We start from the raw sequence: 24055 nt of genomic DNA on the forward strand, positions 1-24055 counted from the left end.
TCACCTGTCCCCTTCGAGGGTGTAGAAGTGGTCGGCCGGGTTGGGCGCCGAGTCCGTGCCGGGGGCCACCAGGGCGAGGCGTACGTGCTCCGCGAAGGACTCGGCGTAGGCGACGCGCTGGGTGTCCTTGGTGTTCAGGGCGAAGGTGATCGGGACGGCCTCGGCGGGACCCTTCTTGTCGCTGTCCTTCTCCAGAGGCGTGAGCCGGCCGACGTTGATGACGCGCGCGTTGGCCACCATGACCACGGACACGTCGGGGTCGGTGGGCTTCTTGCCCTTGAAGGTGCCCAGGATGTTGACCTTGGCGCCCGGGGTGATCTTGCCCGCCACGCCCGTCGACGCGTCGATCATGATCGCGATCTCCTGCTCACCGGCCTGGAGCTGCGGCTTGTCGACGAACATGTCGCTCTGGAGCAGCGAGCCCTTCTTCAGGGCGGTGAGCGCGATCTTGTCCCTGAGGGCGCCGAGGTCGGTCACGGCGGTGTCCGACAGCCAGCGCTTGGGGATCTTCACTTCCTCGAACTGCCCTGCCGTGAGCGGGCTGTACGGGGCTATGTCCCCCTTCGCCCGGTAGGCGACGACCTCCGCCCCCACCTTGGAGTTGACGTCGCCGATCACCACCAGGACTCCGGCGAAGGCGGCCAGGGCGCACAGGACCGACAGGATCAACAGGATGACGCCGCGGCGCTGGCGTGAGTTCATGGGCCTTGCTACCTCGCCGTTCTTCGTTCGTGCGGGCGTGCTCGGGTCAGGGTCTGGATCGGGCGGTCGCGGCCGGCGGCGGTGCGGCCAGTGGTGCCGAGCAGAAGCCGCAGCGGTCTCCGATGAGTTCGAGCCCGCACCATCGGCATTGCTCCCGGCGGACCGAGGCGACGAGTTGGTAGAGCACCGCCAGGTCCGGGATGCCCGCGGCGAACTCGATGAGTTTTCCCGTGCCCCAGAAGCCCGGCGACTGCGCCGGCAGCGGGTTTTCCAGTACGCCCTGCACCTGCCAGGCCGGGGCGAGCTCGGCCGCGACCCACTCGGAGGTGAGCTGCCCGCGGGCGAAGGTGAGGTGCGTGGCGAATTCGGGGCCCGGAGGGATGACCTTCGCGGCCTTCTGCCGCGCCCCCGACTTCGCCGCCTTCTCCTGTGCCCCCAGTTTCGCCAGGTGCGGTTTCGGGTGGGCCAGTACGGCGAACTGCGCGCTCGGCGACCACGAGCGGGCGTGCGCCCCCAGGCCCACCGGCACCCGGACCCGGTCGAGTCTGGCGACCGAGCCCAGCAGCGCTCCCGCGTAGATGTAGTGCGACAGGAGTCTGGCGGCGGAGGCTATGACGCCGGGGCTGAAGTCGCAGACGGTGAGCTGGCGGAGCTGACGGACCAGCAGGGCCGTGCCCAGCGGCGGCAGGTCGATGGGCAGGAGGGCGATCCGGTCGGTCTCCAGGATGGCCCGTACGGTGTGCAGCCGCTGGACGGTCGCGGCGGGCAGCCAGGGCGGTACGACGGCCACGAGGTGGCCGTGCCGTTCCAGGAGCCCGCTGGTCTCGGCGAGTGCGCCGTCGAGGTCGAGCTGTCCGGGCGGGTGGAGTACGGCGGCTCCGGGCGTGTGCCGGTCGGGGGCCGGAAGTACCAGATCGGCGCTGGTGACAGCGATGGCGGTCGGCACGCGAATCCCCCCGTTCACCCCGTACTCACCCGGTGCTTGCCCGCGCTTGCCCGAGTACTCGACCCTGCGCGACCGCAAACGTGCGACGCACATCCCCCTGGAACCAGCACCATATCCGCGCCACCCCCGGCGGGGCAGGGCCTTGGTGATTCCCGTGCCGACAGCATGCCGACAGCACATGTCACAGGTGGCCGGAAACCCGGACAACAGGGATCGGAGGACCGATCACTTCAGGCCACTTCGCAAAGACTATTGACACGAGGATTGGTCTGGACCAACTTGTGAGCGGGGTGCCCCACTCACCCTGACATCCCTTCACTCCCCCCACGGAGCCCACGTGAACCGCATACGCTCCCTCGTCCTGCCCATGACAGCCGTGCTCGCCGCAGGCGGCCTCACGGCCCTCGCGACCGGTACGGCACAAGCCGCGGACATCAACGTCGCCCGTAACGGAGGCTTCGAGTCCGGCCTGGCCAACTGGTCGTGCTCCGGCGGGAGCGGCGCCTCCGTCTCCTCCCCCGTCCACACGGGGGCCGGCGCCCTCAAGGCCACTCCGGCGGGCCAGGACAACGCCCGCTGCAGCCAGACCGTCACGGTCAAGCCGAACTCGACGTACACGCTCAGCACGCAGGTCCAGGGCAGTTACGTGTACCTCGGCGCCACCGGTACCGGCACGCAGGACGTGTCCACCTGGACGCCCGGCTCGGGCGCCGGCTGGCAGAAGCTGTCCACCACCTTCACGACCGGACCCTCCACCACCCAGGTCACCGTCTACACCCACGGCTGGTACGGCCAGCCGGCCTACTTCGTGGACGAGTTCAGCGTCTTCGGCCCGGACGGGGGCGGCGGCACCGACCCCGGACCGTCCGTCCCCAGCGCCCCGGCCCAGGCCGCCGTTTCCGGCCAGACCTCCGACGGGCTCACCCTTTCGTGGGGTGCGGTCAGCGGGGCCACCGGCTATTACGTGTATCAGGACGGCGTCCGGGTCAAGACGGTGACCGCGGCCTCGGCGCAGATCACCGGTCTGGCCGCGTCGACCTCGTACTCGTTCCAGGTCAGCGCCTACAACGCGGCGGGCGAGGGCCCCAAGTCGGCCCCGGTGACCGGGACCACGACCGGGGGCGGCAATCCGAACCCCAACCCGAACCCGGCCGTGCCCAGGCACGCACTGACCGGCTACTGGCAGAACTTCAACAACGGGGCGACCGTCCAGAAGATCTCCGACGTCTCCGCCCAGTACGACATCATCGCCGTCTCCTTCGCCGACGCCACGGCCACGCCCGGCGCGATCGCCTTCAACCTCGACACGGCCGGTCTCGGCGGCTACACCGTGGCGCAGTTCAAGGCCGACATCGCCGCGAAGAAGGCAGCCGGCAAGTCGGTCATCCTCTCCATCGGCGGCGAGAAGGGCACCATTTCGGTCAACGACTCCGCCTCGGCGACCAACCTCGCGAACTCGGCGTACGCGCTGATGCAGGAGTACGGCTTCAGCGGCATCGACATCGACCTGGAGAACGGCCTCAACCCGACCTACATGACGCAGGCGCTGCGCGCCCTGTCCGCGAAGGCCGGCTCTTCGCTGGTCATCACCATGGCCCCGCAGACCATCGACATGCAGTCCACGCAGGGCGGCTACTTCAAGACCGCGCTGAACATCAAGGACATCCTCACCGTCGTCAACATGCAGTACTACAACAGCGGCTCGATGAACGGCTGCGACGGCAAGGTCTACTCGCAGGGCTCGGTGGACTTCCTCACCGCGCTCGCCTGCATCCAGCTGGAGGGCGGCCTCGACCCCTCCCAGGTGGGCATCGGCGTCCCCGCCTCCCCCAGCGGCGCGGGCAGCGGCTACGTCTCCCCGACCGTCGTGAACAACGCCCTGGACTGCCTGACCAGGGGCGTGAACTGCGGATCCTTCAAGCCGTCGAAGACCTACCCGGGGCTGCGCGGCGCGATGACCTGGTCGACGAACTGGGACGCCAAGGCGGGTGGTGCTTGGTCGAACTCGGTGGGTCCGAAGGTCCACGCGCTGCCGTAGGCGGTAGGTGTGGGGGTCGGCCGCGCCGGTCGCGCCGGTCGCATCGGCCGCGTGGGTGATTGGCCGATTCAAGGCATGCCGTCCTTGACCCGGACATGCCACGAGAGCACGCTGTGCGGCATCCGCACGGCTACCCCCACACTCCCCACCCAGGAGAACGCATGCGGCTCCACACCCGCCGGAGGGCCGCCGTCACGGCGGCCCTGCTGGCGCTCGCGCTGGGCGCACCCGCCTACGGCATGAGCGCGACGGCATCCCCACCACCCACCCCGTCCACCGCCACCCAGGACGAGGCGATCGTCCAGTACGAGATCAAGGGCCCGGCCACCCCGGCCGAGCGCACGGCCCTGCTGCGTACCGGCGTCTCCATCGACGAGGTCGACGCCCGCTCGGTCGTCGTCAGCGCGGACACCCTCCAGGCGAAGAAGCTGCGCGCGCTCGGCTACGAGCTGGAGCCGCTGCCCGGGCCCCCGGACCGCGCCCTGCCCGGGATCGCGGCGAGCCCGATGGACTTCCCGTCCGCCGACTCGAAGTACCACAACTACGCCGAGGCGACGGCCGAGATCAACCAGCGCATCGCGCAGTACCCCTCGATCATGAGCAAGCAGGTGATCGGGAAGTCGTACCAGGGTCGCGACATCATCGCCATCAAGATCAGCGACAACGTCGGGACGGACGAGGCAGAGCCCGAGGTCCTCTTCACGGCCCACCAGCACGCCCGCGAGCACCTCACCGTGGAGATGGCCCTCTACCTCCTGAACGAGTTCGGCTCGAAGTACGGGACCGACGCCCGCGTCACGAACGCGGTCAACGGACGCGAGATCTGGATCGTCCCCGACCTCAACCCGGACGGCGGCGAGTACGACATCGCCACCGGCTCCTACCGGTCCTGGCGCAAGAACCGCCAGCCCAACTCCGGCTCCTCGAACGTCGGCACGGACGAGAACCGCAACTGGAACTACAAGTGGGGCTGCTGCGGCGGCTCCAGCGGCAGCAAGGGCTCGGAGACCTACCGCGGCTCGGCGGCGGAATCGGCGCCCGAGGTCAAGGTGGTCGCGGACTTCGTGCGCAGCCGGGTGGTCGGCGGCAAGCAGCAGATCAAGGCCGCGATCGACTTCCACACGTACAGCGAACTGGTGCTGTGGCCCTTCGGCTGGACGTACAACGACACCGCCCCCGGGCTGACCGCCGACGACCTCGCCGTCTACAAGAAGATCGGCACGAGCATGGCGGCGAGCAACGGCTACACGCCGGAGCAGTCCAGCGACCTGTACATCACGGACGGGACGATCGACGACTGGCTGTGGGGCAACCAGAAGATCTTCGCCTACACCTTCGAGATGTACCCGGAGAGCGGCGGCGGCGGCTTCTACCCGCCGGACGAGGTCATCGACCGCGAGACCGCCCGCAACAAGGACGCGGTGCTCCAGCTCCTGGAGAACGCGGACTGCATGTACCGCTCGATCGGCAAGGAAGCGCAGTACTGCACCGCCTGACCAGCTGAACGACGGGGCGCCCCACCGCCAGGGGGGCGCCCCTCCCGCGTCCGCGCGTCAGCCCAGGACGGCGAGCGCGTCGATCTCGATCAGCAGCCCGGCCGGCAGGCCGACGTACACGGTGGTGCGGGCGGCGGGGGCCTCCCGCAGACCCTGCTCCTCGAAGTAGGCGTTGTAGATCCCGTTCATCTCGGCGAAGTGGGCGGTGTCGGTGAGGTAGACGCGGATCATCATCACGTCGTCCCAGCCCGCACCGCCGGCCTCCAGCACGGACCGGACGTTCTCCAGCGTCTGGAGCGTCTGCTCGCGCAGCGTGGGCCCGGCGGGGGTGGGCGGCTGCCCGTCCACGTGCGGGAGGAAGCCGACCTGGCCGGCGACCTGGAGAATGTTGCCCTTGCGGACGCCGTGCGAGAACCTCGCGGGCGGGGTGGTGTGCGTGTCGGGGGTGATCCCGATCTTCTCGGCCTTCTCGGCCTTCTCTGTCTTCTCTGTCATGCGGTCTCTCCTGAGTAGTCCCGGCTGATGGCTCCTGCGGTACGGAGCACGAGCGGCAGCAGTTCCAGCAGGTCTTCGGCGCCGATCACCACGCTGGGCGCGGACACGGACAGCGCGGCCACCACCCGCCCGTCCGGCCCGTGCACGGGCGCGCCAAGGCAGTTGAGGGACTCCTCGTGCCCGCCGAGATCGGTGGCCCAGCCCTGTTCCCGTACGAGGTCCAGCTCGCGGAGGAACGCGGCGGCGTCCGGGGTGGAGCGGGCGGTGTAGCGGGGGTAATCGATCCGGTCCGCGAGGGCGCGGCGCTCGGCTTCGGGGAGGTCGGCGAGGAGCAGCTTGGCGACGGCGGCGACGGTGAGGGGCACGGGCCGGCCTATGCGGGAGTACATGCGGACCGGGTAGCGGCTGTCGACCTTGTCGACGTACACGACCTCGTCGTCCTGGTGGAGGGCGAGGTGCACGGTGTGACCGGTGGCGTGGTTCAACTCGACGAGGTGGGGGTGCGCGATGTCCCTGACGTCGAGGTTCTCGATGGCCCCGGCCGCGAGCTCGAAGAGCTTGGACCCCAGTCGGTAGCGGCCGTCGGCCTGGCGGTAGACGAGTCCGTGCGCGTGCAGGGTGCGGAGGAGGCGGAGGGCGGTGCTCTTGTGCACGCCGAGCGCGTCCGCCACGGGTGTGAGGCCGGCCGGGCCCTTCGCGAGCAGCGGCAGCACCGCGAGTGCCCGTTCCACGGACTGGCTCATCCCTCGTCCTCCCTCGTCCTCCAGGTCAGCCGCGGCGCCGCCGCCGAGATGCCGCTGCGCGGCACCCCGGGCTCCGCCCGGACCCGCTCCTCAAACGCCGGAGGGGCTGATTTTCGCCCCTGCCGTCGGCCAAGTGCGGCTGGATTGCCCGGAGCGCCGAATCAAAGCGCACCCTGACCGACGACATCAGCCGAAATCCAGCCCCGCCGGCGTTTGAGGCGCCGCCGGAGGCAAACCGGCCCCGCCGGCCCGGAGGAGCGGCGGCGGCGGCGCGCCCGTGCGTTGACCCGTCGTCACCGGGGATGTTAGACAGCGTGCAGCCTTATACGCAACGACCGTTGCAGCACACGCAACCCCGCACCCCGGGAGGTCCCGCATGGACAGCGACCCCGTCACCGCACTCGCCGACGAACCGGTCGACCACCGGTTCAAGGGCCTCCCCCCGGACGCCCAGGCGGCCCGCCTCACCGTCGGGCAGCTCGCGCGGCAGCGGCGCGGGATCCACACCGGCGGGTTCACCACCCCCGTGCTCACCCTCGACGCCGACGCGCTCGAACACAACCTCGCCGCCCTCGGCGCCTACGCCGCCCGGCACGACCTCGCCTTCGCGCCGCACGGCAAGACCTGCATGTCCCCGCAGCTGTTCCGCCGTCAGCTCGACCACGGCGCGTGGGGGATCACCGCCGCCGTCCCCCACCAGGCCCGCGTCTACCGCGCCTTCGGCATCCAGCGGATCTTCCTCGCCAACGAGCTCGTCGATGCCGCCGCCCTGCGCTGGGTCGCGGGCGAGCTCGCCAGCGACCCCGACTTCCGCTTCGTCTGCTACGTCGACTCCGTGCGCGGGGTCCACCTCATGGACCGGGCCCTGCGCGACGCACCGGCCCGGATCGACGTCGTCGTCGAGCTCGGCGCCGGCGAGGGCGCCCGCACCGGGGCCCGCAGCGACAACGACTGCCGGGCCGTCGCCGACGCCGTCGCCGCCACCCGCACCCTGCGCCTCGTCGGAATGGGCGGCTACGAGGCCGAGGTGCCCGACGCCGACCCGGAGCGCGTGCACGCCTACCTGCGCCGGCTCACCGCCCTCGCCGTCGAGTTCGACAAGGCCGGCCTGTTCGCCGCCGACCTGGAGGAGATCGTCGTCAGCGCCGGCGGCTCCTCCTGGTTCGACGCCGTCGCCGACGTGTTCGCCGAGATCCCGGAGCTCTCCCGCCCCGTGCTGAAGCTGCTGCGCTCCGGGGCGTACGTCTCCCACGACCACGGCTGGTACAAGGGCCTGACCCCCTTCAACCGGCACCCCGAAGAGGGCGGGCTGCGCCCCGCGTTCCGGCTGTGGACCCAGGTCGTCTCCCGGCCCTCCCCCACCCAGGCGTTCGTGAACGCCGGCAAGCGCGACATCGCGTACGACCTCGGCCTCCCCGAGGTCGAGCTGGTCCGGGACGAGCTCACCGGCGAGGAGCGCCCCGCCACCGGCGTGCGGGTGGTCAAGCTGTCCGACCAGCACGCCTGGCTGGAGACCGCGTCGGCCGACGACGTGCAGGTCGGCGACCGGGTGGCGCTCGGGATGTCACACCCGTGCACCATCTTCGAGAAGTGGCCGCTGATCCCGGTGGTGGAGGCCGACGGCACCGTCACCGATTTCGTCCGCACCTTCTTCTAGGGGCGCCGGGTGGACCTGGTCATACGCGGGGCCCGCGTCGTCGACGGCACGGGCGGGCCCTCGTACACGGCCGACGTCGGTGTGCACGAGGGGCGGATCGTCGGGATCGGGTCCCTTCCCGGGGGCGGCCGCAGGACCCTCGACGCGTACGGGCTCGCCCTCGCGCCCGGCTTCGTCGACATGCACGCGCACAGCGACCTCGCCCTGCTGCGCGACCCGGACCACAGCGCCAAGGCCGCCCAGGGCGTGACCCTCGAAGTCCTGGGCCAGGACGGCCTGTCGTACGCGCCCGTCGACGACCGCACCCTCGGCGAGGTGCGGGCCGCCATCGCGGGCTGGAACGGGCCCGGGGACGACGTCGACTTCGACTGGCGCACGGTCGGCGAGTACCTCGACCGGCTGGACCGGGCCCACGGCGGGCGGGGCTGCGCGGTGAACGCCGCGTACCTCGTGCCGCAGGGCACCGTCCGCGCCCACGTCCTCGGCTGGGACGACCGCCCGGCGGGCCCGGCGGAACTGGACCGGATGCGTTCGCTCGTCGCCGAGGGCCTCGCGCAGGGCGCCGTCGGCATGTCCTCCGGGCTGACCTACACCCCCGGCATGTACGCCTCCGGCGCCGAACTGACCGAGCTGTGCCGCGTGGTGGCCTCGTACGGCGGCTACTACTGCCCGCACCACCGCTCGTACGGGCACGGCGCGCTCGCCGCCTATGCCGAGATGGTCGCTCTGACCCGGGAGGCGGGCTGCGCCCTGCACCTGGCGCACGCCACCATGAACTTCGGCGAGAACGAGGGCCGGGCGCCCGAGCTGCTGGCCCTGCTCGACGCGGCCTTGGCCGACGGCGCCGACATCACTCTCGACACCTACCCGTACACCCCCGGCTGCACCACCCTCGTGGCGCTGCTGCCGAGCTGGGCGAACGAGGGCGGCCCGGAGGCGGTCCTCGCCCGGCTGCGCGACGACGCCGAGGCCGAGCGGATCCGCCACGCGCTGGAGGTGGAGGGGGCGGACGGCTGCCACGGGGTGCCGGTCGACTGGTCGACGATCGAGATATCGGGCACGGCCGACCCCACGCTGGCGGCCGCGTACGTCGGCAGGCGCCTGGACGGCTGGGACACCGCCCGGCGGCTGCTGCTCGGCGACCGGCTGGCGCCGACGGTCCTCCAGCACGTGGGCCACGAGGAGAACGTCCGGGCGATCATGCGCCACCCCGCCCACACCGGCGGCTCCGACGGCATCCTCCAGGGCGCGAAACCGCACCCGCGGGCCTACGGGACCTTCCCGCACTACCTCGGCCGCTACGTCCGCGAGCTGGGGCTGCTGTCGCTGGAGGAGTGCGTGGCGCACCTGGCCGGCCGCCCGGCGGCGCGCCTGCGGCTGCCCGACCGGGGGCTGGTGCGGGCGGGCTACCGCGCCGACCTCGTCCTCTTCGACCCGGAGACGGTCGCGGCCGGTGCCACGTACGCGAACCCGCGGGTGTTGCCGACCGGCATTCCGCACGTGCTGATCGACGGCCGTTTCGTCATGCGCGACGGGCGCCGCACGGACGTCCTGGCGGGACGCTCGGTACGACGCACCCCGCGGCGCACCTCGCGGTGAGCCGGGCGCTACACATCGCGGCGCCTCGCGGCGGGCAGGCGGCGCGTCCCGCTGCGCCGGGCCGTGCACCTCGCGGTGGGCCGTGGTCAGGCCGAAGGCCGGGCCGGTGGGCCGGGCTGGCCGGGCCGGTAGGCCGGGCTGGCCGGGCCGGTAGGCCGGGCTGGCCGGGCCGGTAGGCCGGGCTGGCCGGGCCGGTAGGCCGGGCTGGCCGGGCCGGTAGGCCGGTAGGCCGGGCCGGTAGGCCGGGCTGGCCGGGCCGGTAGGCCGGTAGGCCGGGCCGGTAGGCCGGGCGGCCGGGCCGGTAGGCCGGGCGGCCGGGCCGGTAGGCCGGGCGGCCGGGCCGGTAGGCCGGGCGGCCGGGCCGGTAGGCCCGCCGGTGGGCGGGCAGGCCGGCTGAAGCATGGCTCGCCCTCCGCTCGGCCCACCGCGAGGTGCGCCGCACGGCTACAACTCATGCGGATATCAGACATTTACGATGGTCGGCATGGTCGCCTTCGCCCTCGCCGCCGTGTTCTTCCTGGCCTTCGCCATCAGCGCACGGCAGGACCGCCGCCGCTTCCGCAACGCCGTGCTGCTCGGGCTGACCTTCATATCCCTCTCGCTCGCCCTGCTCCTCCAACTGGACAGGCTGCCGGGCTGGGTGGCGTACCCCATCGTCCTGACCGTCTTCGCCGTGCCCACGCTCGGCACCCTGGCGCTCGGCGTCTTCCTCACGGCCAACGGCGTGACCATGATCCGCAGGGAGGGCAGCCGCCCGGCCAACCTGCTCTCGCTGCTCGCCGGGCTCGGGATCTTCGGGATGATCGCGCTGCTGCTCGTCGTCCGCAAGGCCGGCTCGCACGTCCTCGACGGCATCGTGGGCACGCTCACCGTGATCGTGGCCTACGTCGCCTTCCTCTTCCTCTGCTTCCTCGGGTACGCCTTCCTGTACGGGCGGATCACGGTGCGCGGCGACGTCGACCACGTGGTCATGCTCGGCGCCGGTCTGATCTGCGGGGACCGGGTGCCGCCGCTGCTCGCCTCGCGGCTGCGCAAGGGCCAGAAGATCTACGAGGGCCAGCTGGCCCGGGGCGGCCGGCCGCCGGTGCTGCTGCCCTCGGGCGGCAAGGGCTCGGACGAGAAGGTCGCCGAGGCCCGGGCGATGGCGGACTGGCTGATCGCGCGGGGGGTGCCGGCGGAGCACATCACGCTGGAGGACCGGTCCACGACGACCGAGGAGAACATGCGGTTCAGCCGGGAGATCATGGCCGCGCAGGACCCGGACTACCGGTGCGTGGTGGTCACGAACGACTTCCACGCCTTCCGGGCCGCGATGCTGGCCCGCAAGGCCGGGGTGAACGGGCAGGTCCTGGGCTCGCCCACGGCGAAGTACTACTGGCCGAGCGCGACCATACGCGAGTTCGTGGCGGTGTTCTGGGAGCACCGGGCCGTGAACCTGGGGATCTGCGGGCTGCTGACCGCGCTGGGCGCGGCGGCGACGCTGACGAACTGAGACCCCGGTCCGACCGGTCCGACCGGCGGGCGGCGGACGCCCGACTGCCCCGTGCCCGGGGTGCCGGGACGGGGCTGGGCTGGACCGGACTGTCCGCGGCAGCGAGTGCGAGTGATCCGCGACTGCCGCTGCCGCTGCCGGGACTACGGCAGGTACCGCTCGATGACCTGCGGACCCTCCTTCTCCATGAGCTGGCGCGCCTTCTCGACCCGCTCCGGAGTCGGGTCGTGTCCTGTCGCCATCACGAGGTCTTCGGGGTCGTACGGCCGTTCCCCGCCCGTGAAGAGCTGGTCCGACCGTGTGGGCTGCTCGTCGGGTTCACTGACCATCGCGTACCTCCTACGGTTTCCCCTGGCCCCATACTCCGGCCACGTCCCCATGAACGCACCTCGGACGGGGGCCGGCCTGCCGTGCGGGCGTGCGGTACGGGCAGAACGCATCCAGAATCGTTACTGCTCGTTAGCCGCCCGGGGGCCGAAATCCTAAGGACAGGTGAATGCACGCTCTCGACGTCGACTGGGACCACCCCTCCGACCCACCCCCCGGCCCGCGCCTCGACCACGTCCACGCGTACACGAGCACGGCGGGCGCCGACGGACACCTCTGGCACGGAGTCCTCACCCTCCTGCTCACCACCCTCGACCGCGCCACCGGCCGCACCGCCCGGACCCCGCTGATCTACGGCACGGACGAGGACCGGCTGATCGTCGTGGCCGCCGGATACGGCGCCCCGCAGCATCCCGCCTGGTACCGGAACCTCACCGCCCATCCGGAGGTCCGCGTCCAGGTGGGCGCCGCGCTCTTCACGGCGACGGCGCGCACGGCCACGCCCTGGGAACGGGACGCGTACTGGGAGATGATGGCCGGCCTGTGGCCCCCGTTCGAGGACGACCAGGCCCGGACGGCCCGCGAGATCCCGCTGGTGATCCTGGAGCGCTAGCCACTCGTTCGAGTCATCTCTCGGCCGGTGGCCGGCGCGACCGTCCCCCCATCCGCTAACAACAGGGCGGGAAGGGGGGATGGTTGAACACGAACACCCGCAGGCAGGAACACCAGGGGCAGGGCGACGACGGCCCGTTCCTCCTCGCCAAGGTCCTGGCCGACGCCCTCGTGACCGTCGTACGGCAACCGCAGCCGCAGCCGCCGTCCGCCGCGCAGGAGGGCCGCCCCGCCGTCTGCCGCCTCTGCGGCGAAGCCGCGTACTGGCACAGGACGGTCCGGGGCAAGTGGCTCCTCGTACAGCCCGGCGAACGGCCCGGCCACCTCGTACCGGCCGGCCGGCGCTGGCGCATCGCGGGCGACGGCACCGCCGTGAACCTGGGCGCCGCCCTCCCCTCGGACACCTGCCGGGTCAGCCACTTCGACGTGTGCCCGGCACGGCGGACGGAACGCGGGTGAAGGAGCGCCGGTAGGCCCGGGGCGGCACGCCCCGGCGGCGTACGAACTGCTCCCGCAGCACGGCCGCACTCCCGAAGCCGACCCGGCGGGCGATCTCCTCCACCGGCAGGTCCGTGGTCTCCAACAGCTCCTCGGCACCGCTGAGGCGCAGGTTCAGCAGCCAGGCGTGCGGGGTGGTACCGGTGGCGGCGGCGAAGCGGCGGGCGAAGGACCGTTTGCTCATCATGGCCCGCCGGGCCAACTCCGCGACGGGCAGCGGCTCGTCGAGGTGCTCGCGGGTCCAGGCCAGCACCTCGGAGAGCCGCTCGTCCTGACAGTCCGCGGGGACGGGGGCCGCCAGGTACTGGGCCTGCCCGCCGTCGCGGTGCGAGGGCAGTACGAGGTCCCGCGCGATGGCGTTGGCCGTCGAGGCCCCGTGCTCGCGCCGCAGCAGGTGCAGGCAGAGGTCGAAACCCGCCGCCGCGCCCGCGCCCGTCGCGATCCGCCCCTCGTCGACGTAGAGGGCCTCGGCCTCGACGGCGACGTCCGGGTGGCGGTCGGCCAGCAGCCCGGCGAACCTCCAGTGGGTGGTGGCCCGCCGCCCGTCCAGCAGCCCCGCGGCGGCCAGCGCGAACGTCCCCACGCAGTGGGCGGCGACCAGCGCGCCACGCGTGTGCGCGGCCGACAGCGCGTCGAGCACGGCGGGAGGCGGAGGCGTACGGAAGTCGGCCCACGGCAGCGCGATCACCAGATCGGCGTCGGCCAGCCGCTCCAGCCCGTGCTCGACGGCGACCGGCACCCCGACGTCGGTGGCCACCGCCCCGGGCCGCTCGGTGCACAACCCGAAGTCGAACCGCGGCAGCCCCGCCCCGCGCACCCCGAACACCTCGGCGACGATCCCGACGGCGAGCATGCCGACCCCGGGCGGGGCGTAGGCGGCGACGGTGGTGAAGGGGGCCATGCGGGGAGTCTGCCAGTCCGGCGATCGGGCATCGCGGCGGGCCGGCACGATTCCCGCGATCACTGGCAGCAGTGCCACTCGTGAACGACGCTTGCCCGGACCAGGATTGAGGACATGACGAACGCACAGACCAACACCCACGCCGGCACCCGGACCAACGAGCAGACCGACCCGCAGACCGACACGCCGACGGACGGCCCCTCCGACGCGCCGCTCGGCCGCACCGCGACCTACACGATCCTGACCACCGGCTACACCCTCTCCACCGGCCCCGGAGTCGCCGCCACCGTCTCCTACGTCTCCGACGGCGACCGGCACGTGATCGTCGACCCGGGCATGGTGGCGAGCCGCGACCGCATCCTCGGCCCGCTCGCGGAACTCGGCCTGGGCCCCGACGACATCACGGACGTCATCCTCAGCCACCACCACCCGGACAACACCATGAACGTGGGCCTCTTCGGCCGGGCCCGGGTCCACGACCACAAGGCCGTCTACGAGGCCGACCAGTGGACCGACCGCGACGCGGAGGGCTACGAACTCACCCCGTCCCTCCGGCTCATCCGCACCCCGGGCCACAGCCCCGAGGACATCACCCTCCTCGCCGGGACGCAGGAGGGCACCATCGCCTTCGTGGGCGACCTGTGGTGGCGCCCCAACGGCCCGGTCGACGACCCGGTCGCCCCGGACCACGACGTGCTGCGCGGCTCACGCCTCCGCGTCCTCGCGGCCACGGACGTGATCGTCCCGGGCCACGGCCCGGCCTTCCCGGCCGACGACACGGCCCCGCGCTAGGCGTTGGGCGTTGGGCGTTGGGCGTTGGGCGTTGGGCGTCAGGCGTCAGGCGTCAGGCGTGGTCGTAGACGGTGACCTCCACGTCCCGCGCGCACAGTCGATCACTGATCAGCGGCTCGATCCGCGTCCACGTGCCGCCGGCCAGTCCACATCCGATGCGCGGCATGTGCACACTGGCCCCGAGCTCGACGGCATGCCCCGCCAGCGCGGCGAGGCACCGCTCCACCGCGTCGTAACGTATCGGCGGCCCGCCGCTGCCGGTCCGTATCCCGCGCTGCCCGACCATGTTGGCGACCCACACATCGGGCTGGACCCGCACCAACTGCACGGCCCCCAGCCCGAAGTCGTTCCCACTGCGCCCCCGATGCCACGCCCGGAACGCCTTCTCGGGCTCGGGCCACCGCTTCGAAACGGCCAGCACGAACCCCTTGCCCCATCCCCCGAGGTCGTTGCACACATGGGCGATGACCTTGGGCCCCTTGGCCTGCGGACTGGTCGCGTCCCCGGCGATGATCCTGAGCGGTTTCATCCCCTCACGGTAGACGTCGCCACCGACAACGGCCGGGGGTCTTCCCGCCCTATCGGGACGCGCGGCAGGCCGAGTTGGCGTCGTTCGCGGAGACCCCGGCCCCCTGGAGGGTCGCGACACAGCTGGTCTGGTTGCCGATGGAGCCCTCGTAACACGCCTGGGCCACGTCGGCCGTGGCGGGCTTGCCGTGCGACATGACGTTCTGCTGACAGGCCTGGACGTCGGCGGAGGCGGCCGGGGCGGCGAAGAAGGCCCCGCCGGCGGCGAGGACCAGGCCGGCAAGGATGCTGGGGATACGGGCCGACGGACGCATGCGGATGCACCTGCTCTCTCGCTCGGTCACGCGATCCGCGAGTACGCCGGACCACGGGCGGGGGCGGCGCGGAGCAGGCACTCCGGGGGGCGACCGGCTCGACGCATCGCTCACCCCCGCCCTTCCGACGCTAGAACACCGCACAGCCGCCCGCACTCCGGTCGAGGGGCTCGCGGTACCGCCGTTCGCCCACCGCCGCCACACGCGGCGTCCCCCACCGGTTGCCGACCCACCCCCGCCTCTGCTTTAATAAATGAACATTCATTCACTAATGATCGGGAGGTGCGGCCATGGCCCCGCCCGGCCGTCCGCGCGGTATCGACGACGCCGCGATCCTTCGGGCCGCCGTCGACGTCATGGGCCGTACCGGGCCCGCGCGGCTGACGTTGGCCGCCGTGGCCAAGGAGGTCGGGCTGGTGCCGGCCACCCTGTCGCAGCGGTTCGGCTCCAAGCGCGGGTTGCTGCTGGCCCTCTCCGAGCGGGGTGTCGCGGAGATCGGGCGGCTCCACGAGCGGGTCCGGGCGGAGCACGCCTCGCCCCTCGACGCGCTCGCCGCGCTGACCGCCGGGGCGTGGAGTGCGGTGGTGACGCCGGAGGAGGTCGCCAACCATCTGGCGTTCCTGTGCGCCGATCTCGCCGACCCGGAGTTCCACCGCCTGGCCCTCGCCGCCGAGCAGGCCCAGCAGGACGCCGTCCGTTCCCTGCTGGACGAGGCCGTCGCGGCCGGCGAGCTCCGCCCGGACACCACGACCGCCCTGCTGGCCCGCTCGGTCCGGCAGGCCACGACCGGGGCCGGGGTGCTGTGGGCGGTGGACCGGGAGGGCACCTTCACCGGCCGCCGGCTCGACGCGCTCGAAACCACCCTGCACCCGCACCGCGCGGCCCCGCCCCGCCCGACCCCACACCGACCTGAGGAGACCCAGTGAGCAACACGCCGAGCCCGCGGGAGCGGGACTTCCGGACCGCCGTCACGATCGGCGTCAGCCTCGACGGGTTCATCGCCCGCACCGACGGCGACATCGAGTGGCTGACCTCGTACGCCGAGGAGGAGGTCGGGGACACCGGCTACCACGAGTTCATGGCCGGGATCGACACCCTCGCCATGGGCCGGGCCACCTACGAGAAGGTGCTGACCTTCGGCTTCTGGCCGTACGAGGGCAAGCGCGTGGCCGTCCTGAGCACCACGCTGACCACCGACGACGAGCGGATCACCGTCTACCGCTCCCTCGACGAGCTGCTGGCCGGCCTGACCGCCGCCGGGGCGAAGGGCGTGTACGTGGACGGCGGCAAGGTCGTGCAGACCTTCCTCCGCGAGGGCCTGCTCGACGAGCTGACCATCACCACGGCGCCGGTCCTCATCGGCACGGGCATCCCCCTCTTCGGCGAGCTCGCCGGCCGGGACGTGAAGCTCACCCTGCGCTCCACCAGGCCGCTGGGCGCGGGCTTCACCCAGGCCACGTACGACCTCTGAGCCCCCGGCCCCCTCCGTGGTCCCGGGGCAGGGTGACGAGCGCAACATCGCGCACCGCTCCCGCGGCCGCACACACCCATTCCGCAGGTCGGAACGGGGGCCCGCCCCGGATTCCAAGGGTGGGCGGCATCGCCGCCTGCCCATCGCGCGAAACGGGACATATCGTCCCTGCGCGTTCGGTCTAATTGGCCCAGCGGGCGATCGGCAGGACCCCGTAAGCTCCCGTCATGCAGGTGATCCAGTCAACGAAACTCGCCAATGTCTGCTACGAGATCCGCGGACCCGTCCTCGAAGAGGCGATGCGGCTCGAAGCAGCAGGTCATCGCATCCTCAAGCTCAACACCGGCAATCCCGCGGCCTTCGGCTTCGAGTGCCCGCCGGAGATCCTTGAGGACATGCTCCGCAACCTGGGCAGCGCCCACGGCTACGGGGACGCGAAGGGGCTGCTCTCCGCGCGCCGCGCGGTCATGCAGCACTACCAGACCAAGGGCATCGAGCTGGACGTCGAGGACATCTACCTCGGCAACGGGGTCTCCGAGCTGATCCAGATGTCGATGCAGGCGCTGCTCGACGACGGTGACGAGGTCCTCGTCCCCGCCCCGGACTACCCGCTGTGGACCGCCTCCGTCTCGCTGGCCGGCGGCACGGCCGTGCACTACCGGTGCGACGAGCAGTCCGACTGGATGCCCGACCTCGCCGACATCGAGCGCAAGGTCACCGACCGCACGCGCGCGATCGTGATCATCAACCCGAACAACCCGACCGGCGCCGTCTACGACGACGAGATGCTGCGCGGGCTCACGGACATCGCGCGCCGCCACAACCTGGTCGTCTGCTCGGACGAGATCTACGACCGGATCCTGTACGACGGGGTCACGCACACGAACACGGCCGCCATCGCGCCGGACCTGCTGTGCCTGACCTTCAACGGGCTCTCGAAGAACTACCGCGTCGCGGGCTACCGGGCCGGCTGGATGGCGGTCTGCGGCCCGAAGAAGAACGCCGCCTCGTACATCGAGGGCCTCACGATCCTGGCGAACATGCGCCTGTGCGCGAACATGCCCTCGCAGCACGCCATCGCCACCGCCCTCGGCGGCCGGCAGTCGATCGAGGACCTGGTCCTGCCCGGCGGGCGGATCCTGGAGCAGCGCAACGTCGCGTACGACCTGCTCACCCAGATCCCGGGCGTGACGTGCGTGAAGCCGAAGGGCGCGCTGTACGCGTTCCCGCGGCTGGACCCCTCGGTCTACAAGATCAAGGACGACCGGCAGATGGTCCTGGACCTGCTGCAGGCCGAGAAGATCATGGTCGTGCACGGTACGGGCTTCAACTGGCCCGAGCCCGACCACTTCCGGATCGTCACGCTGCCGAGCGCGGCGGATCTGGCCGATGCGGTGACGCGGATCGGGAAGTTCCTCGACGGCTACGGCCAGCCGTAAGGGGAGCGGCGGGTACTGGATCTCCGACGGGACACGCGCTCAATCGATCAACAGGATTGAGCTCAACTTTAGAACGGATCCAATGTAGGATGGTCTCCTGACAACGCAGGAGGCCACCTCATGTACGAGCCGATCCGCACGAAGTCGCCGTCGGTCGTCCACCGCATGGGCGCCGCCGCCACCGAAAGCACCGCCGACTACCCGCAGCGCAGCCGCGCCGAGGCGCTGGACATCCAGCTCGCCGGGCACCTGGCGGCGCTGCTCGCCGTGACCGACGAGCTCGGGCTCGCCGAGAGCGCCGCTGAGATCGCCGCCCAGGTGACGCGGCTGCGCGGCGCCGAGCCGGCGCGGGCCCCGCGGGGCTTCACCGAGGCCTCGCCGGCCCTGCACCAGCGCGCGCACGACCTCGCCGCCCGCGCGCTCCTCGTCGCCGCGTCCCGCGCCGACACCACCGTCGCGATCCTCGCCGCCGAGCGGATGGACGCGCACGCCGCCGCGCTGGAGTCCCAGGACCTGGCCGGCGCCCTCTGACGGCCCCGGTCCGGGGCCGCGGAGGCTCCGGACCGGGCGCCACGACCCCTGCGGGGGGCTCGGCGGAAAAAGCGGGCCCTGCCGTGCCCGCACCCGCCTGGGGGCTCCGCCCCCGAACCCCCGCGCCTCAAACGCCGGCGAGGCTGGTTTTGCCCCGGCAGCAGCCACAATCCAGCCCCTCCGGCGTTTGAGGAGCGGGGTCTGGGGCGGAGCCCCAGGAGCAGAGCGGCAGACGGGCGGCATGCGCACCGCGGGTCAAAGGCGGAGCCGCAGCGGCGGCGCGCGGCCCGGTCATCCCGCCGCCGTGAACTCGGCGGCAGCGACACCGCACCACGGCGTCGTCGCCGCCGGCCAGACCGGGCCCAGGGCTTCCCCGTACTCCGTCGCGCCCGGGGCGACCCCCGGGATCCTCACCAGGGCTTGCGCCGCACGGCCACCCGCCGCGGCCCGGTCACGGAACTCCACCGTGACCACGTACGCGCCCGCCCCCTCCGCGCGGCCCGTCGCCTCCACCGTCGCCGCGATCCTGCGGCCCGCCGGATCGACGCGGCACCCCGTGACCCGTACGTACTCCACCGCCGGCCGCGGCGCGGCCTCCGGCAGGGCGCCGCCGCTCGCCCACACGTACAACCCCAGCGGGGCGAACACCAGCAGGCCCGCCAGTGTCACCAGACCCACCAGCCAGCCCTGCCACTTCAAAGCGCTCGTGCTCGTGCTCACGGCCATGCCCCGATCCTCCTCGGCGACCGGCCCGCCCACCAGCACCACCGGGCCCACACAGCATTTCGAAGTGGGACCGCCCCGTCACCCGACGTTCATTCAACCGGCCGCGGAATGTGGGTTTCCGCGAGCACGCTGCACCCGTGAGACGCATCCTGGGAATCATCCTGGGCCTCCTCCTGATCGGCGGCGTCGCAGGCGTCGTCCTCCTCAAGGGGCAGGACCCGGAATCCACGGCAACGAAGACCGTGCGTGGCGTCATCGGCTCGGAGAAGTCCGACTTCTTCCGCGATCCGGACGTCGTCAAGGCCCTTGCGGACAAGGGCTACACCGTGAAGGCGGAGTCCTCCGGCTCCTGGGCGATGGACAAACTCGCCCTCAAGGATTTCGATTTCGCCTTCCCCAGCAGCAGTGAGCCCGCCAAGGAGGTCGAGGCCGCCGCAGGGATCCAGGGAGCCCAGGAGGCCAAGCCCTTCTTCTCCCCGCTCGTCGTCATCGCCCGCCCGAGCGCCGCGAAGGTCCTGAGTGACGGCGGCCTCGTGAAGATGTCCGGCAAGAACACCGGGACCCTGCTCATGGGCCCCTTCCTCAAGGCGGCCGAAGAAGACCGCAACTGGCAGCAGCTGCCCGGCGCCGCCGCCCACCCCGAGCTGGCCGGCAGGGTGTTCATCAAGACGACCGACCCGGCCACCTCCAACTCCGGCGCCCTCTTCCTCGCCCTCGCCTCCAACGTCGCCAACGGCAACACCGTCGTGGCCGACGACGCCGGGATCGAGCGCACCGCGCCGCTGATGCGCAAGCTGATCTCCGTACAGGGCGCCCTGGAACCCAGCACCGACGGCCCGTTCCGGGCCTTCATCAGCGGCAGCGGCGAACCCCTGATCCTGGCGTACGAGTCCCAGGTGGCCTCGATGCTGCTCCAGCACCAGGACCCGGGCGACATGGTCGTGCTCTACCCGGACACCACCGTCAACTCGGCGCACACCTTCGTCCCGCTGAACGAGAAGGCCCGCGACCTGGGCACCCTCCTCACCACCGACCCCGCACTGCGCGACCTCGCCATGCAGCGCGGGTTCCGCCCGCAGGAGGGCATGGCCCTGTTCACCGCCGCCACCGCCCCGTACGCCGACCACCTCAACTCGGGTCTGACCGGCATCCGCCAGGTCGGCACGCCCACCGTCAAGATCCTGATGGCGCTCGCACAGCGCGCCAAGGGCTAGGGGGACCGATACACGATGACACTCACGCCTCCCGAGGACGGCACGTTCGTCCTCAACGCTCCCGAGCCCGTCGCCCCCGTCCGCCGCGAGCAGGCCTCCGGCCTGGTACCGCTCCAGGACGGCGTACGCGAGGAGATGGCCCGCCGCGCCGACGAGTACGTCGGCCGGCTCGCCGGGATCGACACCCGCTCCCCCGAGTTCGCGACGCGGATCGGCGAGATCGCCGGGCTCGGCACGGCGGACATCCGAAGCGCCGCCCAGCAGTCCAACCGGATGCTGGAGCGGGCCGTGCGCTCCCTCGGCTCGGACGGCGGCGGCGACGCGCAGGCCCGGGTCGCCGGGTCACTCGTCGAACTGCGGCGCACCGTCGAGGACCTCGATCCGCGGGACGCTCCCGCGAAGGGGTTCGGCAGGCTGCTCTCGAAACTGCCGGGCGGCAACCGGTTCCGCGACCACGTGGCGAAGTACGCCTCCTCGCAGGCGACCCTGAACCGGATCGTCGGCGCGCTGCGCGGCGGGCAGGACGAGCTGCGCCGCGACAACGCGGCGCTGCACACCGAGCGGGCCCGGCTGTGGGAGACCATGGGCAAGCTCCAGGAGTACGCGGTGCTCACCGAGGCCCTGGACACGGCCGTCGAGCAGCGGATCGCGGACACCCTGCTCACGGATCCGGCGCAGGCCGACGCGATGCGGGCGGACGTGCTGTTCCCCGTCCGGCAGAAGCACCAGGACCTGCTGACGCAGCTCGCGGTGTGCGCGCAGGGCTACCTGGCGATGGACGTGGTCCGCCGCAACAACGAGGAACTGATCAAGGGCGTCGACCGGGCCGCGACGACGACGGTGTCGGCACTGCGGATCGCGGTGATGCTGGCGTCGGCGCTGGACAATCAGCGGAAGGTCGTCGAGCAGGTCAACGCGCTCAGGGGGACGACGGAGGAGCTGATCCGGGGGAACGCGGAGATGCTGTCCTCGCAGAGCGGCGAGATCCAGCGGATCGCGGCGGATCCCGCGGTGGGGGCGGAGACCCTGCGGGTGGCCTTCGCGCAGATCTACAAGACGCTGGACGCGATCGACACGTTCAAGGTGCAGGCGACGGAGAGCATGGCGGCGACGGTGGAGTCGCTGACGGACGAGCTTCGGACCGCTTCCGACTACTTGGCGCGGACGCGGACCGCCTCCGCGCTTGAGGGTGGTGCGCAGTGAGTGCCGTCGAGCGGGGCGGGCCGCCGCGCGGAGCTTTCCCCCGCCCCGCCCCTTCCCGAATCCATGGGCTCCGCCCCCTGACCCCCGCGCCTCAAACACCGGCGAGGCTGATCACGCGACGCTGGGTGGCCGCGCTGGCCGTCGTCAGCCTGATGGCCCTCACCGGGTGCAGTTCCGAGTCGGCCGACAAGCCCGACGGGACGAAGCCGTCCGTCTACAAGGACGGCACGCTGCGGGTGTTGGCCTCCAGTGAGCTGGGCGACATGAAGCCCGTGCTGGAGCAGGCCAAGAAGGCCACCGGGGTCACCGTGGAGCTCACCTGGTCCGGGACGCTCGACGCCGTGGAGCAGGTCGCCTCCGGGAAGGCCGACGGGAAGTACGACGCGATCTGGCTCTCCTCCAACGACTATCTGCGGCTGCGCCCCGAGGCCGCCGGGAAGCTCGCCAACGAAACCCCGGTGATGTCCTCGCCCGTCGCCCTCGGTGTCAAGCCGGAGGCGCTGGCACGCCTCGGCTGGCAGCCCGCGGACGTCACCTGGTCCAAGGTGCACGAGGCCGTCGCCGCCGGGAAGCTGACATACGGGATGACGGACCCGGTGCGGTCCAACTCCGGTTTCTCCGCCCTGATCTCGGTGGCCTCGGGCCTCTCCGGCGCCCAGGCCGCGCTGACCGACGCGGACGTGAAGGCGGCGCAGCCCAAGCTGAAGGAGTTCTTCTCCGGGCAGAAGCTGACCTCCGGCTCCTCGGGGTGGCTGGCCTCCGCCTACACCAAGCGCGCGGACGTCGACGCCCTGGTCAACTACGAGTCCGTGCTGCTCTCGATGAACCGGGACTCGAAGACGAACCTCCAGGTCATCCGGCCCTCCGACGGTGTGGTCACCGCGCACTACCCGCTGACCCTGCTGACCTCGGCCCCGGCCGGCGCCCGTGAGTCGGGTCGGGTGCTGACCGACTACCTGCGCGGGCCCGAGGCACAGCAGGCGATCACCGGGCAGACCTTCCGCCGCCCGGTCGCCTCCGGGATCTCCCCGGCGCCGGGGCTGGGCGCCGACAAGCGGCGCGAGCTGCCCTTCCCCGGCTCGCGGCAGGTCGCCGACGGGCTGCTGGCCTCGTACGAGAACGAGCTGCGCCGGCCCTCGCGGACGGTGTACGTGCTCGACACCTCGGGTTCGATGGCCGAGCAGGACCGGATCGGGCGGCTGAAGTCGGCGCTCACCGACCTGACGGGCACGGGGACTTCGGAGACCGGGCACCGGTTCCGGGACCGCGAGGAGGTCACCCTGCTGGCCTTCGGCTCGAAGGTGAAGTCGACCCGTCCGTACGTGGTGGAGCCGGGCAGGCAGCAGAGCGCCCTGGACGCCATCCGCGCCGACATCGACGGCCTGAAGCCGGAGGGGGGTACGGCGATCTACAGCAGTCTGGAGGCGGCGTACGAGCACATCGGCAAGGGCGGCCAGGACGCGTTCACCTCGATCGTGCTGATGACGGACGGGGCGAACACGGAAGGGGTGGGGGCCAAGCACTTCGACTCCTTCTACGCGGGGCTGCCCGAGGCGCGGAAGGGCACGCCGGTCTTCGCGGTTCTCTTCGGGGACTCGGACCGCAAGGAGCTCACCCACATCACCGAACTGACCGGCGGGCGGCTCTTCGACGCCACCGAGGGCAACGGTTCGCTGAACGGAGCGTTCGAGGAGATCCGTGGCTACCAGTAGCGGGAAGCTGCTCCGGTTCCTGGAGTCGAAGAAGAACCTGGCCGGCAGCGCCTGCGGCGTGGCCGGGGTGGGTCTCGCCCTGACCGGGGCGGCCGGCGCGTGGTGGCCGGTGGTGGTGGCCGGGCTGTACGGGGCGGGCGCGCTGATCGCCCCGCCCGAGCGGACGGCGCCACCGCCCTTCGATCCGAACGCGGAACTCGACGTACTGCGCGCGGACTTCGGGCTGCTGCGCGAGTACCTGGCCGGGGTGGAGCTGCCGCAGGCGGCCGGGGACCGGCTGACCGAGCTGATGGGCTTCTACGAGGCCCTGCTCGATCCGGGGTGGGTGGCGGAGGTGCTCGTCGCCGATCCGGAGTCGGTGCACGCGGTGTCGCGTGCGGTGCGCCGGGACGTTCCGGAGTGCGTGGACACCTTCAACCGGACGCGCTGGTGGGCGCGGCTGACGCCGGGCGGCGAGTCGCCCGAGCGGCAGCTGGAGCGGCAGCTGGACCTGCTGCACGCGGAGGCGGAACGACTGACGGCCGACCTCCGCGAGGCGGAAGCCGGCCGTCAGCAGTCGCACACGACCTATCTGGAGGAGCGCGGACAACGCTCCTGAAGGAGGCCGGGTGCTGCGGTG

At 71.9% G+C, this 24055-nt stretch carries 25 protein-coding genes; 16 read left to right on the top strand and 9 right to left on the bottom strand.

Annotated features, from left to right (window positions below; translation table 11 throughout):
• A complete protein-coding gene (gene cpaB, locus ACIQ5Y_RS10310; RefSeq protein ID WP_403877652.1) occupies positions 1 to 702 on the bottom strand; it encodes a Flp pilus assembly protein CpaB in 702 nt (233 codons plus the stop codon).
• A gap of 46 nt (positions 703 to 748) precedes the next feature.
• Positions 749 to 1648 (bottom strand): hypothetical protein, encoded by a 900-nt coding sequence (locus ACIQ5Y_RS10315; RefSeq protein WP_403877655.1) that lies wholly within the window; start codon positions 1646 to 1648, stop codon positions 749 to 751.
• 367 nt (positions 1649 to 2015) lie between these two features.
• Here ACIQ5Y_RS10315 and ACIQ5Y_RS10320 point away from each other — a divergent pair, with 367 nt between their 5' ends.
• A complete protein-coding gene (locus tag ACIQ5Y_RS10320) occupies positions 2016 to 3686 on the top strand; it encodes a chitinase (protein WP_403878181.1) in 1671 nt (556 codons plus the stop codon).
• 161 nt (positions 3687 to 3847) lie between these two features.
• The gene (locus tag ACIQ5Y_RS10325; protein WP_403877658.1) at positions 3848 to 5182 is read left to right on the top strand and encodes a M14 family metallopeptidase; all 1335 of its coding nucleotides are present in this window, start codon (positions 3848 to 3850) and stop codon (positions 5180 to 5182) included.
• Between the two features lie 57 nt (positions 5183 to 5239).
• Here ACIQ5Y_RS10325 and ACIQ5Y_RS10330 read toward each other — a convergent pair whose 3' ends face one another.
• Entirely contained in the window at positions 5240 to 5677 is a 438-nt protein-coding gene (locus ACIQ5Y_RS10330; RefSeq protein WP_403877661.1) for a RidA family protein, read from the bottom strand.
• Positions 5674 to 6420, bottom strand: coding sequence for an IclR family transcriptional regulator (locus tag ACIQ5Y_RS10335; RefSeq protein ID WP_403877664.1), 747 nt, complete (start codon positions 6418 to 6420; stop codon positions 5674 to 5676). Before ACIQ5Y_RS10335 ends, ACIQ5Y_RS10330 begins: the two co-directional genes overlap by 4 nt.
• A 376-nt stretch (positions 6421 to 6796) precedes the next feature.
• Here ACIQ5Y_RS10335 and ACIQ5Y_RS10340 point away from each other — a divergent pair, with 376 nt between their 5' ends.
• The 3 genes from ACIQ5Y_RS10340 (at position 6797) to ACIQ5Y_RS10350 (ending at position 11168) form a co-directional block, all read left to right on the top strand.
• Positions 6797 to 8077: an amino acid deaminase gene (locus ACIQ5Y_RS10340; RefSeq protein WP_403877667.1), complete on the top strand. Its 1281-nt coding sequence runs from the start codon at positions 6797 to 6799 to the stop codon at positions 8075 to 8077.
• 9 nt (positions 8078 to 8086) lie between these two features.
• Positions 8087 to 9676, top strand: coding sequence for an amidohydrolase family protein (locus ACIQ5Y_RS10345; RefSeq protein ID WP_403877670.1), 1590 nt, complete (start codon positions 8087 to 8089; stop codon positions 9674 to 9676).
• Between the two features lie 484 nt (positions 9677 to 10160).
• Positions 10161 to 11168, top strand: a complete 1008-nt coding sequence (locus tag ACIQ5Y_RS10350) for a YdcF family protein (protein WP_403877673.1) — start codon at positions 10161 to 10163, stop codon at positions 11166 to 11168.
• A gap of 143 nt (positions 11169 to 11311) precedes the next feature.
• Here the strand turns inward: ACIQ5Y_RS10350 and ACIQ5Y_RS10355 are convergent, their stop codons facing one another.
• On the bottom strand, positions 11312 to 11497 hold the full coding sequence (locus ACIQ5Y_RS10355) for a hypothetical protein (protein ID WP_403877675.1): 186 nt from the start codon (positions 11495 to 11497) through the stop codon (positions 11312 to 11314).
• Positions 11498 to 11664: 167 nt separating this feature from the next.
• Here ACIQ5Y_RS10355 and ACIQ5Y_RS10360 point away from each other — a divergent pair, with 167 nt between their 5' ends.
• Together ACIQ5Y_RS10360 and ACIQ5Y_RS10365 are read left to right on the top strand one after the other, a co-directional pair.
• Positions 11665 to 12108 carry a nitroreductase/quinone reductase family protein gene (locus tag ACIQ5Y_RS10360; RefSeq protein WP_403877678.1) on the top strand — a complete coding sequence of 148 codons (444 nt, stop codon included), beginning with the start codon at positions 11665 to 11667 and terminating at the stop codon, positions 12106 to 12108.
• A gap of 83 nt (positions 12109 to 12191) precedes the next feature.
• Positions 12192 to 12566 (top strand): DUF6083 domain-containing protein, encoded by a 375-nt coding sequence (locus tag ACIQ5Y_RS10365; RefSeq protein WP_403877681.1) that lies wholly within the window; start codon positions 12192 to 12194, stop codon positions 12564 to 12566.
• Here the strand turns inward: ACIQ5Y_RS10365 and ACIQ5Y_RS10370 are convergent.
• The gene (locus tag ACIQ5Y_RS10370; RefSeq protein WP_403877684.1) at positions 12520 to 13506 is read right to left on the bottom strand and encodes a GlxA family transcriptional regulator; all 987 of its coding nucleotides are present in this window, start codon (positions 13504 to 13506) and stop codon (positions 12520 to 12522) included. The two genes, ACIQ5Y_RS10365 and ACIQ5Y_RS10370, sit on opposite strands and share 47 nt — an antisense overlap.
• A 114-nt stretch (positions 13507 to 13620) precedes the next feature.
• On the opposite strand from ACIQ5Y_RS10370, the gene ACIQ5Y_RS10375 reads away from it, so the two are divergent.
• A complete protein-coding gene (locus tag ACIQ5Y_RS10375) occupies positions 13621 to 14298 on the top strand; it encodes an MBL fold metallo-hydrolase (RefSeq protein WP_403877687.1) in 678 nt (225 codons plus the stop codon).
• 52 nt (positions 14299 to 14350) lie between these two features.
• On the opposite strand, the gene ACIQ5Y_RS10380 is transcribed toward ACIQ5Y_RS10375, so the two are convergent.
• Positions 14351 to 14827, bottom strand: a complete 477-nt coding sequence (locus ACIQ5Y_RS10380; RefSeq protein ID WP_403877690.1) for a macro domain-containing protein — start codon at positions 14825 to 14827, stop codon at positions 14351 to 14353.
• 49 nt (positions 14828 to 14876) lie between these two features.
• Positions 14877 to 15140 (bottom strand): hypothetical protein, encoded by a 264-nt coding sequence (locus ACIQ5Y_RS10385; protein WP_403877693.1) that lies wholly within the window; start codon positions 15138 to 15140, stop codon positions 14877 to 14879.
• Positions 15141 to 15430: 290 nt separating this feature from the next.
• On the opposite strand from ACIQ5Y_RS10385, the gene ACIQ5Y_RS10390 reads away from it, so the two are divergent.
• The 4 genes from ACIQ5Y_RS10390 (at position 15431) to ACIQ5Y_RS10405 (ending at position 18581) form a co-directional block, all read left to right on the top strand.
• On the top strand, positions 15431 to 16066 hold the full coding sequence (locus ACIQ5Y_RS10390) for a TetR/AcrR family transcriptional regulator (protein ID WP_403877695.1): 636 nt from the start codon (positions 15431 to 15433) through the stop codon (positions 16064 to 16066).
• Positions 16063 to 16611, top strand: a complete 549-nt coding sequence (locus tag ACIQ5Y_RS10395; RefSeq protein WP_403877698.1) for a dihydrofolate reductase family protein — start codon at positions 16063 to 16065, stop codon at positions 16609 to 16611. Before ACIQ5Y_RS10390 ends, ACIQ5Y_RS10395 begins: the two co-directional genes overlap by 4 nt.
• 227 nt (positions 16612 to 16838) lie before the next feature.
• A complete protein-coding gene (locus ACIQ5Y_RS10400) occupies positions 16839 to 18050 on the top strand; it encodes a pyridoxal phosphate-dependent aminotransferase (RefSeq protein WP_403877701.1) in 1212 nt (403 codons plus the stop codon).
• A gap of 120 nt (positions 18051 to 18170) precedes the next feature.
• A complete protein-coding gene (locus tag ACIQ5Y_RS10405) occupies positions 18171 to 18581 on the top strand; it encodes a hypothetical protein (RefSeq protein WP_403877703.1) in 411 nt (136 codons plus the stop codon).
• 291 nt (positions 18582 to 18872) lie between these two features.
• Here the strand turns inward: ACIQ5Y_RS10405 and ACIQ5Y_RS10410 are convergent, their stop codons facing one another.
• Positions 18873 to 19307: a hypothetical protein gene (locus ACIQ5Y_RS10410; protein ID WP_403877706.1), complete on the bottom strand. Its 435-nt coding sequence runs from the start codon at positions 19305 to 19307 to the stop codon at positions 18873 to 18875.
• A 137-nt stretch (positions 19308 to 19444) separates the two neighbouring features.
• On the opposite strand from ACIQ5Y_RS10410, the gene ACIQ5Y_RS10415 reads away from it, so the two are divergent.
• From ACIQ5Y_RS10415 to ACIQ5Y_RS10430, 4 genes are all read left to right on the top strand, one after another.
• Positions 19445 to 20521, top strand: coding sequence for a hypothetical protein (locus ACIQ5Y_RS10415; RefSeq protein WP_403877709.1), 1077 nt, complete (start codon positions 19445 to 19447; stop codon positions 20519 to 20521).
• A 15-nt stretch (positions 20522 to 20536) separates the two neighbouring features.
• The gene (locus ACIQ5Y_RS10420) at positions 20537 to 21724 is read left to right on the top strand and encodes a toxic anion resistance protein (RefSeq protein ID WP_403877712.1); all 1188 of its coding nucleotides are present in this window, start codon (positions 20537 to 20539) and stop codon (positions 21722 to 21724) included.
• A gap of 152 nt (positions 21725 to 21876) precedes the next feature.
• Positions 21877 to 23436, top strand: a complete 1560-nt coding sequence (locus ACIQ5Y_RS10425; protein ID WP_403878184.1) for a substrate-binding domain-containing protein — start codon at positions 21877 to 21879, stop codon at positions 23434 to 23436.
• On the top strand, positions 23423 to 24034 hold the full coding sequence (locus ACIQ5Y_RS10430) for a hypothetical protein (RefSeq protein ID WP_403877715.1): 612 nt from the start codon (positions 23423 to 23425) through the stop codon (positions 24032 to 24034). Before ACIQ5Y_RS10425 ends, ACIQ5Y_RS10430 begins: the two co-directional genes overlap by 14 nt.
• Positions 24035 to 24055: the final 21 nt, after the last annotated feature.

Source organism: Streptomyces sp. NPDC096339 (genome assembly GCF_044762985.1).
Lineage (GTDB): Bacteria > Actinomycetota > Actinomycetes > Streptomycetales > Streptomycetaceae > Streptomyces.

Bases quoted from the DNA above. Each gene is read 5' to 3' on its own strand.
- cpaB (WP_403877652.1), bottom strand. From the start codon at position 702: ATGAACTCACGCCAGCGCCGCGGCGTCATCCTGTTGATCCTGTCGGTC.
- ACIQ5Y_RS10320 (WP_403878181.1), top strand. From the start codon at position 2,016: ATGACAGCCGTGCTCGCCGCAGGCGGCCTCACGGCCCTCGCGACCGGT.
- ACIQ5Y_RS10325 (WP_403877658.1), top strand. From the start codon at position 3,848: ATGCGGCTCCACACCCGCCGGAGGGCCGCCGTCACGGCGGCCCTGCTG.
- ACIQ5Y_RS10330 (WP_403877661.1), bottom strand. From the start codon at position 5,677: ATGACAGAGAAGACAGAGAAGGCCGAGAAGGCCGAGAAGATCGGGATC.
- ACIQ5Y_RS10335 (WP_403877664.1), bottom strand. From the start codon at position 6,420: ATGAGCCAGTCCGTGGAACGGGCACTCGCGGTGCTGCCGCTGCTCGCG.
- ACIQ5Y_RS10340 (WP_403877667.1), top strand. From the start codon at position 6,797: ATGGACAGCGACCCCGTCACCGCACTCGCCGACGAACCGGTCGACCAC.
- ACIQ5Y_RS10350 (WP_403877673.1), top strand. From the start codon at position 10,161: ATGGTCGCCTTCGCCCTCGCCGCCGTGTTCTTCCTGGCCTTCGCCATC.
- ACIQ5Y_RS10355 (WP_403877675.1), bottom strand. From the start codon at position 11,497: ATGGTCAGTGAACCCGACGAGCAGCCCACACGGTCGGACCAGCTCTTC.
- ACIQ5Y_RS10360 (WP_403877678.1), top strand. From the start codon at position 11,665: ATGCACGCTCTCGACGTCGACTGGGACCACCCCTCCGACCCACCCCCC.
- ACIQ5Y_RS10370 (WP_403877684.1), bottom strand. From the start codon at position 13,506: ATGGCCCCCTTCACCACCGTCGCCGCCTACGCCCCGCCCGGGGTCGGC.
- ACIQ5Y_RS10375 (WP_403877687.1), top strand. From the start codon at position 13,621: ATGACGAACGCACAGACCAACACCCACGCCGGCACCCGGACCAACGAG.
- ACIQ5Y_RS10380 (WP_403877690.1), bottom strand. From the start codon at position 14,827: ATGAAACCGCTCAGGATCATCGCCGGGGACGCGACCAGTCCGCAGGCC.
- ACIQ5Y_RS10385 (WP_403877693.1), bottom strand. From the start codon at position 15,140: ATGCGTCCGTCGGCCCGTATCCCCAGCATCCTTGCCGGCCTGGTCCTC.
- ACIQ5Y_RS10390 (WP_403877695.1), top strand. From the start codon at position 15,431: ATGGCCCCGCCCGGCCGTCCGCGCGGTATCGACGACGCCGCGATCCTT.
- ACIQ5Y_RS10400 (WP_403877701.1), top strand. From the start codon at position 16,839: ATGCAGGTGATCCAGTCAACGAAACTCGCCAATGTCTGCTACGAGATC.
- ACIQ5Y_RS10405 (WP_403877703.1), top strand. From the start codon at position 18,171: ATGTACGAGCCGATCCGCACGAAGTCGCCGTCGGTCGTCCACCGCATG.
- ACIQ5Y_RS10410 (WP_403877706.1), bottom strand. From the start codon at position 19,307: ATGGCCGTGAGCACGAGCACGAGCGCTTTGAAGTGGCAGGGCTGGCTG.
- ACIQ5Y_RS10420 (WP_403877712.1), top strand. From the start codon at position 20,537: ATGACACTCACGCCTCCCGAGGACGGCACGTTCGTCCTCAACGCTCCC.
- ACIQ5Y_RS10425 (WP_403878184.1), top strand. From the start codon at position 21,877: ATGGCCCTCACCGGGTGCAGTTCCGAGTCGGCCGACAAGCCCGACGGG.